General features: G+C 46.2%; 10 protein-coding genes and 1 pseudogene. 8 read left to right on the plus strand and 3 right to left on the minus strand.

The annotated features are described in order from the left end of the window. Window positions 1-1,224, plus strand: coding sequence for an MFS transporter (locus ACYCSE_RS19345; RefSeq protein ID WP_459699412.1), 1,224 nt, complete (start codon window positions 1-3; stop codon window positions 1,222-1,224). A 74-nt stretch (window positions 1,225-1,298) separates the two neighbouring features. Here the strand turns inward: ACYCSE_RS19345 and ACYCSE_RS19350 are convergent, their stop codons facing one another. After that, on the minus strand, window positions 1,299-2,990 hold the full coding sequence (locus tag ACYCSE_RS19350; protein ID WP_069291660.1) for an ABC transporter substrate-binding protein: 1,692 nt from the start codon (window positions 2,988-2,990) through the stop codon (window positions 1,299-1,301). A 280-nt stretch (window positions 2,991-3,270) separates the two neighbouring features. Between ACYCSE_RS19350 and ACYCSE_RS19355 the strand changes: the two genes are divergently transcribed. The 6 genes and pseudogenes from ACYCSE_RS19355 to ACYCSE_RS19380 all read left to right on the plus strand — a co-directional run bounded on the left by ACYCSE_RS19355 (window position 3,271) and on the right by ACYCSE_RS19380 (window position 9,572). Then, window positions 3,271-4,338 carry a LacI family DNA-binding transcriptional regulator gene (locus ACYCSE_RS19355; protein WP_250261767.1) on the plus strand — a complete coding sequence of 356 codons (1,068 nt, stop codon included), beginning with the start codon at window positions 3,271-3,273 and terminating at the stop codon, window positions 4,336-4,338. A gap of 205 nt (window positions 4,339-4,543) precedes the next feature. Then, complete coding sequence (locus tag ACYCSE_RS19360) at window positions 4,544-7,096, plus strand: beta-mannosidase (protein ID WP_459699415.1); 2,553 nt, start codon at window positions 4,544-4,546, stop codon at window positions 7,094-7,096. A 141-nt stretch (window positions 7,097-7,237) separates the two neighbouring features. After that, window positions 7,238-7,593: pseudogene (locus ACYCSE_RS19365) on the plus strand (sugar phosphate isomerase/epimerase); the annotation flags it as partial. A gap of 313 nt (window positions 7,594-7,906) precedes the next feature. Further along, window positions 7,907-8,647, plus strand: a complete 741-nt coding sequence (locus ACYCSE_RS19370; RefSeq protein ID WP_039270086.1) for a DUF1361 domain-containing protein — start codon at window positions 7,907-7,909, stop codon at window positions 8,645-8,647. Window positions 8,648-8,711: 64 nt separating this feature from the next. Then, window positions 8,712-8,915, plus strand: coding sequence for a YwbE family protein (locus ACYCSE_RS19375; RefSeq protein WP_039270088.1), 204 nt, complete (start codon window positions 8,712-8,714; stop codon window positions 8,913-8,915). Between the two features lie 24 nt (window positions 8,916-8,939). Beyond that, window positions 8,940-9,572: a DUF2238 domain-containing protein gene (locus ACYCSE_RS19380; RefSeq protein WP_452566628.1), complete on the plus strand. Its 633-nt coding sequence runs from the start codon at window positions 8,940-8,942 to the stop codon at window positions 9,570-9,572. 56 nt (window positions 9,573-9,628) lie between these two features. Here ACYCSE_RS19380 and ACYCSE_RS19385 read toward each other — a convergent pair whose 3' ends face one another. Together ACYCSE_RS19385 and ACYCSE_RS19390 are read right to left on the minus strand one after the other, a co-directional pair. Then, on the minus strand, window positions 9,629-10,798 hold the full coding sequence (locus tag ACYCSE_RS19385) for a glycosyltransferase family 4 protein (protein ID WP_459699418.1): 1,170 nt from the start codon (window positions 10,796-10,798) through the stop codon (window positions 9,629-9,631). A gap of 93 nt (window positions 10,799-10,891) precedes the next feature. Next, the gene (locus tag ACYCSE_RS19390; RefSeq protein WP_459699420.1) at window positions 10,892-12,220 is read right to left on the minus strand and encodes an MFS transporter; all 1,329 of its coding nucleotides are present in this window, start codon (window positions 12,218-12,220) and stop codon (window positions 10,892-10,894) included. A gap of 187 nt (window positions 12,221-12,407) precedes the next feature. Between ACYCSE_RS19390 and ACYCSE_RS19395 the strand changes: the two genes are divergently transcribed. Next, the gene (locus ACYCSE_RS19395) at window positions 12,408-13,439 is read left to right on the plus strand and encodes an FUSC family protein (protein ID WP_172828310.1); all 1,032 of its coding nucleotides are present in this window, start codon (window positions 12,408-12,410) and stop codon (window positions 13,437-13,439) included. Window positions 13,440-13,640: the final 201 nt, after the last annotated feature.

Consider the following 13,640-nt stretch of genomic DNA (forward strand, 5'->3'; position numbering starts at 1 on the left):
GTGCAACCTCATAAGCTATTTTACTCCGTCAGCTCTCTTCAATTTTTTATGAGTGAAATCACGGGGACTACGCTCATCCTATTTCTATTAGCTAAAGGACTTTCTCTGCAAAGTGCGAACTTCTTACTGGTTGTATTTTTTGTAAGTATTTTTTTGTTTGAGATACCCACAGGGGCGATTGCAGATAAGTATGGAAGAAAAATCTCCGTTATTTTGGGACTTTGTTGTTTTCTAGTCTACAGTGTGTTGTTCGTTTGGACAGATCATATCGGGGTACTTGTGTTTGCGCAAGTCTTTGGGGGGCTGGCTATATGTTTACAATCAGGTTCGTTAGAATCCTGGGTTGTGGAAAACAGTGATAAGCCCATGGAAGTTCTTTTTACAACCTCTAACAGTATACAGTACATTTCGGGATTTATTTGTGGTCTGTTGGGGGCCTTTCTCGCAACCTATAACTATTCACTTCCATGGGCAGTCAGTATTTTATCTATTATTGTATGCATTTTTCTATGTTCCTTTTATATGGATGAGGAGAATGTTGCTCATCGAAAGACGTCTACTACTCGCATTAAAACGATTATCGGAGAAAGCGTCCGTATCGGTTTTGAAAATAAGTCCATCTGGATTGTGTTTATGATTGGTTTATTTATCAGCTTTTCGAACTCGGCGGGGAATACATTTCAACAGCCACGTCTGGTTGGCCTTTCCGAACAAGGGATTTGGATTATGGGGTTTATCAAGGCAGGCTATTCACTATGTATGACTTTGGGAAGTTATCTAGTTCGAAAGCTAGGCGCACTATACAGTGATGTACATATACTCGTGTATGCTTGCGGCATGATAGGGGTCTGGCTCATTTTAGCTGGTGCGTTCAACACATTTTATCCTGTACTGCTTACCTTTTTAATCTATGAGATTGGGCGCGGCATGTACCCGGTTGCCAAACAAATTTTTCTGAACAAAAGAATCTCTAATGAGTATCGTTCTACACTACTATCTCTGGATTCTGCGATTTCACAATTAGGCATGTGCGTAGGTTTAATCGTGACAGGGATCATCAGTCGAAATTTTACGGATTTGTCTTCCGATCAAACACCTATTCAAATATCTTGGGTGGTGTGTGGCGGGATTGCGTTGATTCCAATCATTTTATTGTTTTACGTCCATCGTGTTTCAGGGAAAAGTAATTCTTGGAAAGAAAAAGAAACCAAACAGAATATTTAATGTAAAAGTTAATGTAGAAGGGCTGAACAACATGGTCTGTCAGCCCTATTATTTCATTAAAAAGCAAGCAAACCTTATTTTTCGCCGTACCACAGTTTCAGCCGATTTTGGATTAGGCCAGTATAGATTTCTTCAGCCTTTGGCACACCTGCCTGATCCAGCTCTTGGAGCATGCGGTCATACACAGCGTCGAACTGATCTGGCTTGGCGAGTACAGCCTCAGGAATCCGTTTGCGTACAATGTCCTGCGACTTTTGATAAATAACATTGTAATTCGTATCGGTCGGAACAGGCATGTTGTAGGCAGCACCCCACTCTTTTACCGGAAAATCCTTTTCGTTCGGAAACAGGTCTTTCCACGTCTGGGCTTTGTATGCCTGAAGGGACTCTTTTTCGGCTTGACTATAATTTTCGGTAATCATCTCCGGATAATTGGTTGTGTAATAGTTGCCAGAAGGGTCCTTCACGCTATCGCCATAATGTGGCCCCCATATCCAGTACAAACCGATTCCTGACTCTCTGCTAAAAGAAGCGTTATCGGTGTTTTTACGTTGTTGCACATCCGCCGGAATGACTCGTTTGCCGTTCTCTACGTTGTAATGCTGGCCTTCAATTCCCCAATTGCGTAAAATTTGTCCTTCGTCGGAGGCCAGAAAATCCAGAAACTTGATAGCTCGCACCGGATTTTCGCATGAGGTTGTAATTCCGATCCCGGATGCAGTATCGAAGCCAATGGGCTGGAGGGAATGGTCCTCGTATTTTTCATTTAAAGTGACTGGAAAATGGGCGTAAGTGAATTCATCCTTACCTGCTGCCTTGAGCGCATTTTCGGCATCTTGGTAGTTCCATTCCTGATCAATGAGTCCGATGACACGGCCTGCGGCGATTTTGGACTTGTACTGATCACTTTTTTGCACAAAAGTATCCTTATCCAACAGTCCTTCATTGTACATATGGTTCAACCAACGGAAATATTCGCGTTCTTCTGGGCGCTTGTAGTGAAGAATGGCTTTATGTGTTTTAGGATCAATATAATATTCGCCATCGTCGGGTCCACCTGTAGCAGTAACAGCCGGGTTTGTCACTGTAATTTGAATTTTCCAGTCTTCGGCATCAAGTGATAGGGGGATGGTTCGCTGGCCATTGGTGGTAGGGTATTTGGCGACATAATCTTTAAGTGCTTTTTCAAAATCTTGAACGGTGCGGATTTTAGGGTATCCGAGCTTCTTAAGTGCCTGATGCTGAATTTCGAAGCCGGCTTGTGCATCAAACGCGATGTGATCCACACCCAAATTGGTCGGGATCGTGTAAATGGCTGGATCTTCACTACTATATTTAATACGATTAAAATAGTCTCCATACACTTTCTTAATGTTAGGGCCGTATTTATCAATGAGATCTGTTAAGTCAATGAGTGCTCCGGCATCGACCAACTTGCCAATGTCTGATTTGGGGTACACGAGATCTGGATACTCTCCGCTCGCTGCCATTAAAGCAAACTTTTCCTCGCCTCGGCCATTGACAGCATGTTCGGCATTTAGCGTAACACCCGTTTTCTTGATAATTTCCTGCCCGACAGCATCCTTCATGTTGTTCCAGTTAGAGCTGGAATCACCGCCAAAGAAAGTAAATGTAATGGGACTGGTGTCATTAGGATCTTCCTTTTCTGCCTTACCGCCTGTTCCATTCGCGCAGCCCGTTGTAACGAGCAGCAGCAAAGACAGGAGTAGAATGGAGCTCTGTCGTACCGACCTGTTCATGAACATTTGCAAATCCCCCTTAATAAGTATGATTTACACAATGTAAGTGCTTTCAATAGTAAATTGTAGGAAATAAAGAACCTCACGTCAAGTAATTTATAATTGCTTGTTATGCGGTTTGTTTTTTTATTAAGCAAACATATTTTGGTGCAGGGTGTGGATTTGTACAAATCAATCATTTGATGATCTAAAACAAAGTATGCTACGATGGTACCAGTTTATAGGTACACCCGTGTATTAGAAAGATTAAGGTAGAAAAAGATTCCGAATAGGGTTGGGTGAGAAGATGCGTGGAAAAGTAACGTTGCAAGAAATTGCGGATGCGGCGGGCGTTTCAAAGTTCGCTGTTTCGCGTGCACTGTCAGGCAAACCCGGTGTAAGTGAAGAGACAAGGGCGGTTCTGGTCAAGCTTGCCGCCCAGATGGGCTATTTTCGCAGTCATCCCAAAATCACAGGGGTAGAGCCTCGGGACACAGATACCAGAGAATGGTCGGGTACCGTGCTAGTGTTATTTCCGAATATTAGGTACCAGAACAGGGAATCCAGATACTGGGGGCCTGTATTTGAAGGGATTTCCGAGCGTCTGAACCGTAAGGGTATGGATATGATCACGTTAACGGAGCCCTCGACTGAAGACATGTTTTCTTTACTGAATCCAGAGTCGATTAAAGGAATTATCACGGTAGGGACGATTTCAACTTCATTGTTGCTGAACATTTATCGGATGGGTATTCCGGTCGTCATGGTAGATCATTGGGATTCTGCATTTTTAAGTGATACGGTGTTTACAGATAATCGCACATGCATGAGTGAATTAATGAAGGACTTGCTGTGTAGGGGCTATACCCGCTTTCAGTTTGTGGGTCATATTGATGACGCTCACAGTTTCTACGAACGCTGGGAAGCATGTCGTTCCACACTGGAAATGAGCGGAGTAGAATTGCGGCAGATTAAAGCTCTTCTTCACAGGGGAGCGCAAGCGCTTGCTGAGGAAATGGAAAAGTTGTCCGAGGACGAACTGCCTGAGGTTTTTGTATGTGCTAATGATGTGACTGCTGCGCAAGTCGTGGATGTGCTGAAAGAAAAGGGGATTGACGTTCCGAGGCGTTGCGGAGTGACCGGGTTTGACGATACGAATGAACAAATGCCGATTTATGCCACGGTGAGAGTGGATAAGGAATTGCTGGGAATGCGTGCAGTGGACCAGTTGTTATGGCGCATAACGAACCCGAACTCGCCTGTCGAGAAAAAGTTGCTACATGCTGAGCTATTCGTACGGGAGGTTCATGCACCCCGGATCAGTCGGGAAAATGATGACCGTGAGCGTCCCATCAGCACAATCACATATAGTTAATGTCCAGATACGTGTTATGACACCATACACCGTTAAGACGAAGGAGGTCGCTTTTAGCCTGTTTAGGGGCAGAGGGCGACTTTTATTTTGTATTTTGTCATTTGTTCTAAAAAACAATTGACTATTTTGTTAGCTTAATGTTATTTTTGTTATGTTACTGACGAATCCAGATGTTCCCAATCGTGCTTATAGGAGGCTTGTAACGATGGTTAATGTGATAGGGTTGGATGGCTGGAGGTTTAGGGAAGCACAAAGTGATGAGTGGCTCAGCGCGAAAGTGCCGGGTTGTGTGCATACTGATCTTTTACGACATGGCAAAATTCCTGATCCGTTTATTGGTATGAACGAGATGGAGGTACAGTGGATTGATAAGCAGGATTGGATATATGAAGCCCATTTTGAGATAAATGCAGATCAGCTTCAATGTCAATGTGTAGAGTTGGTGTTGGAAGGTCTGGACACATACGCGAATGTAAAAGTGAATGGCCAATATGTCTTGTCAGCCAATAATATGTTTCGGGTATGGAGACAGGATGTGAAGGCAATTGTTCAGCAAGGGGAAAATCGGCTGGAAATCAGTTTTCGTTCTCCGATTGCTGAAGATGTACCCAAGCTGGAAAACTTAGGTTATGGACTCCCTGCCCCCAATGATCAGTCCGAGATCGGTGGTTTGTCCGACAAAAAGGTAAGCGTTTTCGCACGTAAGGCTCCCTACCACTATGGTTGGGACTGGGGACCGAGGCTTGTGACGAGCGGTATCTGGAGAGAGGTCCGGATCGAGGCGTGGTCCGGTCTAATCGTGAGAGACTTGTTTATTCGACAGGACGAGGTGAATTCGGTAGGGGCTAAACTCATGGCAGTGGTAGAGATCGAAAATGCAGATGAGATTAGAGATGCCGAGTTGCGTATTTCCGCTGACGGGAAGGTGTGGTCCAAGCCGGTACGGCTGCTGAAGGGGAAGCAGACGGTCGAGCTGGAGCTGGAGATGAAGAAGCCGAAGCTGTGGTGGTGCCGTGGACTGGGGGAGCCGCATTTATATACGTTTGTGGCCGAATTGGTGGAGCAAGGACAAGGAACTGTAATCGCGGAAAAATCAGTAAAAACGGGACTGCGTTCCATCCGTCTTGTACGTGAACGGGATGCAGCAGGAGAGAGCTTTTATTTTGAGCTGAACGGAATTCCTGTGTTTGCAAAAGGGGCTAACCATATTCCGAATGACAGCTTTGTCACTGAAGTTACGATGGAACGATATCGGTATGAAATTGCCAGTGCAGCCGCCTCGAATATGAATATGCTGCGGGTGTGGGGTGGCGGTATTTATGAACAAGACATATTTTATGAGCTTTGTGATGAATACGGTTTGCTCGTGTGGCAAGATTTTATGTTCGCCTGCAGTATGTACCCGGGGGATGAGGATTTTATGGACAATGTGGCACAGGAAGCCGAGGACAATATTAAGCGGCTGCGTCATCATCCCTGCATTGCCTTATGGTGCGGCAACAATGAGATCGATTCTGCATGGGCGCATTATGAAGAGAATGGAGGCTGGGGCTGGAAAAAGGACTACACACCTGAGCAACGGGAACGCCTATGGAATGATTATGAAACACTCTTTCATCGGATTCTACCGGAGGCGGTACACACCTGGTCTGCGCAGACAGCCTATTGGCCCTCCTCCCCGCTGATTGACCTGACCAGAGATCGGAACCAGCATGCCCATCGGTCTTCAACTGCAGGTGATATTCATTATTGGGGTGTATGGCACGCGTCTGAGCCGTTTGAGAATTATCATGTACATGTGGGTCGTTTTATGAGTGAATATGGTTTTCAGTCCTTTCCTGAATACAAGTCTGTTCGTACTTATGCGGAAGAGAAGGATTTGGAGCTGGAATCTGATGTGATGCTGGCACATCAGAAGAACGATGCGGGCAATCGTCTGATTAAAGAATATATGGAGCGATACATGCGAGAGCCAAAGGATTTTACATGTTTTCTTCACATGAGCCAAATTTTACAGGCAGAAGCAATGAAAGCAGCTATAGAGGCGCATCGTCGTCACAAGCCCTATTGCATGGGAACATTATACTGGCAAATGAATGACTGCTGGCCCGTTGCCTCCTGGTCGAGTATGGACTATTTTGGTCGTTGGAAGGCGCTCCAATATACGGCTAAGCGCAGCTTTGCTGATGTGCTGTTGAGTGCAACCGATACAGAACAGGGGAATAAGGCCCTGCATCTAGTCAACGATACACTAGAGCCGATATCAGGTACGCTGCGGCTGACTCTTTTGCATATCCGTAGCAGCCAGGCAATTCATGAAGAGAACGTTAAGGTAAAGCAACCAGCAGGCGGTGCAGGAATTGTACATATACTGCCTATCGACAAATGGCTGAGTGGCCTGAACCGTGCGGAGCATATGCTGGTCGCGCGTCTAACGCAGAATGGTGAACAGATGGCCTCTGGTGAAATTTATTTTGCAGACACGAAAGAGATGGATTTACCGCAGGCAAAAATTGAAGTGACAGAGATTCAGGGAAGCGGGGGCAGCAGATTCATGCTGTGTTCGGATGTACTTGCTAGGCACGTGTGGCTATCGGCAGAGCAGGAAGGTATTTTCAGCGACAACCATCTGGATCTAGCTCCTGGTATTCCGAAGACAGTGGAATTCTTGGTCATGCGCAACGGTTCATCAGCATTTGTGACAGCTGCGCCGGGTACATTGACAGTACATTCGTTGGTCAATTGGATACAAGGTTAGACAACAGTAAAAGCTTATCCGTCTTTAAGTAGATGATGGATAAGCTTCTTTTATAATATAAATTTGTTTTATGATATGTAGAGCGTCTTCATAATGTTAATATACATAACAAAAGAGAACTTGGGAGTTAAGTGATAACAGATCATTTGTAAGAAATCTATTTATTTAGCCTCTAACTGTTGGAATATAAAAAAAGCATACGGTCGGCCGAGAACTTGTAGAGGAAATCCGTCAGTTGGGCTTTAGCAGGGTGGAGCTGAACTATAACATTACCCGGGAAATGCTAACGACGATTGAACCTATGATTGAGCGGGGAACAATGGCATATCGAGTGTGCACAATACATTTCCTCATACACCAGATCCGGATTACGGCACGAATTCCGTTCTGCTCGGGTTTGACGATGAAAGCAAGCGACAACGTGTAATAGAGCTACTGGTGCAATCTGTGGAATATGCGCATCATTATGGGCAAAAGCGGTAATTGTGCATCCCGGACGCCGGATGGCGAATGGACGGGGTTAGTGACGAAATTTATAATGCCGTTAGCGATATTGCGCTAATTCATACTGCCCGAATATTAAAACTACCGGAGCTACGCCTTTACCTGTGAGTGAAGTCTAAAACACAGTAAGCATCTATTTTTCGGGGATGAAGTCCATTCCCGGAGAACGGATGTTTTTTTGTGTTCATTGATGCAGAGGTAGAGCGCTTCCATTGAGCTTGAAGCCATTGTGGTGTACACTGTCCAGAACAGGTGTAAATTGGAACGTCAGGAAGGCAGGACGGTTACAAGGAGGGAAAGACACATATGTATGCCCGTTTAAGATCGTTAAATTATCCACTAAAACTCTATGTTTTTTTAGCACTGGCCTTATGCTCCGTAATCAGTACATTGTGGATCATTAACGTGCGACTGCCCTCAGGGGGCCGCCCTTATCTTTTTATTTGGTGGAATATGATGTTGGCCTGGATTCCTATGCTGTTGACGTTACTGCTTGATGTAATGTACAGCTCGTGGAGGCGGGGAACGAGGACATTTTTACTCTGGGTTACGGGGGCGGCATGGCTTTTCTTTTATCCCAATACACCCTATTTGATCACAGATTTGCTGCATGTATTCGCCAGATATCCATTTCTCGGGGAGCAACGTTTCTGGGGCAATCCGTACTTTTGGAATCATGTACTGGGAATGCTGCTGGTAGCCGTACTTGGCCTGACAATGGGTTTTGTATCGCTCGAATCCGTACGACAGTTGGTACAACGTGCACGTGGTGGGCTTGTTAGTTGGCTGTTTATGCTGGCGGTACTCTTGTTGAGCAGCCTGGGTATTTACATTGGACGTTTCTTTCGAGGGAACACATGGGATATTGTTTCTGCGCCCTCTCAACTGTATGCACAGGTATCTTCCATATGGGCAGACTCCTTGCAACGTACTCATTTTGTGGAGTTTAGTGGGATGCTATTCGTCATTTTGCTCGTCAGCTATGTATCCACGATGTGCGTAGTCTGGATGGGGAACAACCGCCAGGACGAATGGCGTCGCTGGTGATTTGATTGCAGCTGAGTGGCTGAATATCATCAAAAAATGTAAAATCAAAGGAGGAGTAGCTACAATGAACGGACAGAATCGATCCGATATCCGCGCTGGTCTTCAGGTGGATATTGTGCTTAAAAAGGATCAGTCTACTGGTAAGTTGACGCGAGGAACGGTGAAAGATATTTTGACCAATTCCCCGCGTCATCCGCATGGAATCAAAGTGCGTTTGGCAGACGGACAGGTTGGGCGTGTCAAACATATCGTAACGAACGAAGGATAGAGCTTTGGGTGAGGAGGAATGAAGATGAATCAGGCAACGGCATGGTCTAAAAATGATCGATACCCGCTTGTTTTACTTGTATTGCTGGCGCTTGCCCTCATTTGGTCTTTAATTCGCCCGGCGGATTACTTTACATGGGTACTGGAAGTTCTCCCGGCAGTTTTGGGAGCTGTGCTGCTGGCGGCTTTGTACCGTAGATTTCGCTTTACCAATCTGGTATACACCCTAATCTGGCTGCACGCATTGATCTTGATTGTCGGTGGACATTATACCTATGCCGAAATGCCACTGTTCAACTGGATTCGGGATACGTTCGGACTGGAGCGCAATTATTATGATCGACTTGGGCATTTTGTACAAGGTTTTGTACCTGCACTCATTACCAGGGAAGTGCTGTTGCGTAAAACGGCCTTGGGAAGCGGGAGCTGGCTCACTTTCCTCACGGTTAGTGTGTGTCTTGCGATCAGCGCTGTGTACGAGCTGATTGAGTTTGCTGTAGCCAAGGCAACCGGAACGGCAGCAGAAGCCTTTTTGGGCACACAGGGAGATGTATGGGATACCCAATGGGATATGCTTCTTGCGTTCATCGGCGCCTTGACCGCAGTGATTTTGTTGAGTGGGGTACATAACAAGCTGCTGAAGCAATTAAGGTATTAGCAGAATTTATTTAACCCGCCACTATCATGCTATCTGAAATTGCCTGTTTTTGAAGGCTACATTCGCGTCATGGGACGGCTGTCGAGGTGTAGGGTTGCTGCGTCCATGTAGCTGTCCAGTAACCGTTCAAAAATACGGTCCCATGTCTGGTCCAGGCTGTAGGCTCTACCAGCTCTGGACATAGCATCACGAAGTGAGGCATCCTCGTACAACAGGTGTACAGCTTTGGCAAAGGCAGCGGCGTCCCCAGCAGGACACAATAGCCCTGTATTTCCATGGATTAGATTATCTTTTACCCCGCCTTCATTGGCACCGACCACAGGTGTACCGCTCGCCATAGCCTCCAGTACAACATTGCCGAAGGTTTCCGTGGTGGAAGGGAAGAGAAATACGTCGGCTGCGGCGTAGAGTTCAGCTAATTCCGGCCCTTTCACAAAACCAAGCCAGTGGACTGCATGCTCCGGCACCCCTAGATCCGCTGCAGTTTTGACCTTATACAATGGACCATCTCCTGCAATGACCAGCACAGAGGCTGCGCGGACGTCATCGGGTAACTGGAGATAGGAATCCAGTAATGTGTCTATCCCCTTTTCCGGTGCAAGCCTGCCTACATACAAAATAACAAATGCATCTGCATGAACGCCCCATTTCTTCCAAACTGCATTACGGTCCACCTTTGGTTGGAATCGGTCAGTATCAATGCCTCTACTCCAGATATCCAGTTGTCCCATTCCTTTATGGCGCAACAATTCCATGGTTGATTGAGAAGGGACATATACCCTTTCGCAATGTCTGTGAAACCAGAGCATGTATTTCCATAACGCAGGTTCAAGCCAGCGAAGCTTGTAATATTCGAGGTATTTATCAAAATGGGTGTGATATGAGGCGACGAGTGGAATATGGTGTTTGGCTGCGTAGCTTGTTCCATACAGGCCAAGGTTAAATGGAGTAGCGACATGAATCAGATGCGGGGAAAAGGCTGACAGACGCTCGTTGATCTGTTTGGCGTTGGGGATCGCAAGTCTGCATTCCCGGTACAACAAAAAGGGAATACTCCGAAATCGCTCTACACCCGGCCCAGAAGGCAGATGATGGTCTGCCTCCGGTGCGAAGACGAGCGTAGATACTCCATGTGTCTCCAGATAGCCAATCCATCGTTCCAGGGTCAGAGCAGCGCCATTCACGTCAGGCGTATACGTGTCCGTAAATAATGCAACTCGAAGCATGCCTTCATTCCTCCTCCGCCATTCTCATTTATCCTATGACGTTCCAGGGGAGTCCGCTTGGAGGCTCCGGCTTTTATTGTGTCATGATTTTGTTTACGGGCTTGCCGGGTTTTGTAAAAGCTGGCCCGCGGACGGGCGCTTTTCTCGGAACATTCTGTAATAGACGAGGGAGGACAAAATATAGAAAACACCTGTCATGCTAAATGTGATGGCATAGCCCCAGTAGTTGCCATATGTTGTAACCAAATAGGCTTGTACAGGTCCCATACCTGCGGTGCCTAGCATCCAGGTCGTCTGGAGAATGGAGTTGGCAATGCCGCGATTTTTATCTGACACACGTTCGACGAGAATGGCGGTTTGCAGCGGATTGGCTGCATTCATTAGCGCTTGCCTGAATAGAAAGCTGATGGAAGCGATCCATAGCACATTCGTAAAGCCTGTAATGAGAAGGAAGGGTAGCGAAAGCAGTTGGAAGCCAACTACAGCTCTGACCAGTCCAATCCGGCTGCCGAGGGTAGGCCCGATCAACATGGAGAGGATGGTCATAAGCTGGCCGAGTGCAATCAGTAAACTCATTGCGCTGAGCGATACGGAGAAGCGGTTCGTAAAATACAAATTAAGATACGGGATGACCAGACCTGAACCTAACCCAAGAAAAAACTGGGCAAGAACAAATTGTCCAATAACCCGGCGATCAGAAGCAGCAGCAGGCGTCTCCAAGGCAGGGATATCGGATGTACTGTGCGGTGTATGTACTTGTTCTGTTTCTGTATGAGGTGAAGATTCGGCAGGAGCTGGTGCTTCTAAGGTTGCCGTAGTTTTTGTGATGAACAATAGAGGAATAAAAGCAGTCAATGTTGCCATTCCTCCAAGGAACAGAGCAACCCGCAGACTGGATAGCGGTGTGATTCCCCACGTCTGTAGCCCATCTGCGAGTACGCCACCCCCGAAGCTGCCCAGGACTTGAGCTGCCAGTACAAGAGCTGAGTAATAGCTGAATATTTTTAAGCGCTGGGATTTACTAATGCTTTCCGCTAAAAAAGGCACAGCCAGCACCTGAATAAAGGCGGCGAATACACCTGAGATTACGGCAAATACCAACATGCTTCCGCTGGTATCTGTAAGGGTACGGGCGAGAAAGGCCAGGCCGCTGAATAACGCGCCGATGACCAGCATATTTTTGCGGCTCGTCCGATCCCCCAAAAATCCGACCGGAATGAACAGCAACGCCGTCGCTAGCGCCTGCATGCTGACCACCCGGCCGTTCATATCATCATCAAAGCCAAGCCCTTGGATATACAGGTTATACAGTACAGAAAACATTCCTGTACCCATCTGGTACAGCAGATTGGCCATAAAAAACAATCGGATATTACGCGGCCACTTTCGGGGCTCTTCTAACATTTTGCTAATCCATGACACGATGAGTTCCTCCTGTGACGTTGTTGCAAATAAGTTAATACTGTTGATATGTATTCTATCAGGAACTGTACATTTCATAAATATTCCTGATCTCCGATTGTTTTGGGTAATAATAAAGCATGGACTTTACATTGAATTTTCATTATAGTAATTCGGTATGAATAAATTTGAAAGGTAAGCAGGAGGGATGGCTTTGGCTTTTGGAGCACGGGTGTTAAAAACGGGAATCGCAGTGACGCTCGCCCTTTTTCTGAGCACGCTTTTGAACACCCATTCGCCTGTGGGGGCAGCGATAGCCGCTATTTTTGCCATGCAACCGTCGATATATAGGTCGTGGCGTTATTTTCTGGATCAACTCCAAACAAGCACACTCGGTGCAATCATGGCGTTGCTGGGCGGAATGGTATTTTCGAATGAGCCGATTGCAGTTGGACTGGTATGTGTATTGGTACTTATGATATGTCTGAAAATAAATATGGCTGATACGGTTGGATTGACACTCGTGACCGTTGTTTCTGTAATGGAAGCCTCAGGGGACTGGAAATTTGCGGTGACCCGCTTTGCGCTCACTTTGATTGGGATTGTGTCTGCTTTTGTCATCAATGTTAGTGTTTTTCCCCCGAAACCGAAAAGGCAGTTTATTAATCAGATTCAAAATGTATTTAACAGCATGTCCTTGCTGCTGCGTACTGCCATTTCCGATGAGATTAAGGAGTCTGTCTTCAAAGAGGAAAAAGGAAATCTGGAGGGAGCCATTAAATCGCTGTCGGACAAATATCATTTGTTCGAGGAAGAGCAGAAGAAGCTCAAGCGCTCCAAGTTTAGTCAAACGAGACAAATGGTAGTATACAAACAAATGCTCGGAAGTTTGCACAAAGGATATGAGGTACTGGATGCGGTGGAAAGACACTACTTCCAGTCTTTACGGCCAAAGGGAACGGATGCTTTTTTTGACAGTCATCTGGAGCTGCTGATTCGTTTTCACGAGCATGCTCTACTGAAATTCGAAGATAAGCTAAAGCCGAATGAGGACGAAAGTGAATTGTTTCAGCAAGCCAACGGCGAATTTATGAAGCATGCGATTACACGTTTTGACCATTGTCAGGAAGGAATGCTGCGGCTGTCCATTGTGGCTGCGGCGATGTACGATTATGGTCATCAGCTGGAGAGGTTGAGCAGACTGGCCGATCATATTCATCCTGTAGAAGAGAGCAGATAGGCGAATTTCCTAAAGAAAAGCGACCGCATTCATCAATCAGATGGACGGTCGCTTTTTTATGTAATGAATTCAAGTATGTAAGAACAGGTTAATAGATGGTTGCCAGAACACACAAAAAAAGCCCGCTGGTTGCGAACAGGGACTGAACTTGCTACAATAGAGGATGCTCTGTTTTATGGTGAAACCATAAGCGTAAGTTGT

It is taken from the genome of Paenibacillus sp. SEL1 (assembly GCF_054602535.1).

What these genes read in the sequence shown, in the direction of transcription:
- ACYCSE_RS19375 (WP_039270088.1), top strand. Translation starts at nt 8,712, where the DNA reads ATGAACGGACAGAATCGATCCGATATCCGCGCTGGTCTTCAGGTGGAT.
- ACYCSE_RS19355 (WP_250261767.1), top strand. Translation starts at nt 3,271, where the DNA reads ATGCGTGGAAAAGTAACGTTGCAAGAAATTGCGGATGCGGCGGGCGTT.
- ACYCSE_RS19385 (WP_459699418.1), bottom strand. Translation starts at nt 10,798, where the DNA reads ATGCTTCGAGTTGCATTATTTACGGACACGTATACGCCTGACGTGAAT.
- ACYCSE_RS19395 (WP_172828310.1), top strand. Translation starts at nt 12,408, where the DNA reads ATGGCTTTGGCTTTTGGAGCACGGGTGTTAAAAACGGGAATCGCAGTG.
- ACYCSE_RS19370 (WP_039270086.1), top strand. Translation starts at nt 7,907, where the DNA reads ATGTATGCCCGTTTAAGATCGTTAAATTATCCACTAAAACTCTATGTT.
- ACYCSE_RS19350 (WP_069291660.1), bottom strand. Translation starts at nt 2,990, where the DNA reads ATGTTCATGAACAGGTCGGTACGACAGAGCTCCATTCTACTCCTGTCT.
- ACYCSE_RS19380 (WP_452566628.1), top strand. Translation starts at nt 8,940, where the DNA reads ATGAATCAGGCAACGGCATGGTCTAAAAATGATCGATACCCGCTTGTT.
- ACYCSE_RS19360 (WP_459699415.1), top strand. Translation starts at nt 4,544, where the DNA reads ATGGTTAATGTGATAGGGTTGGATGGCTGGAGGTTTAGGGAAGCACAA.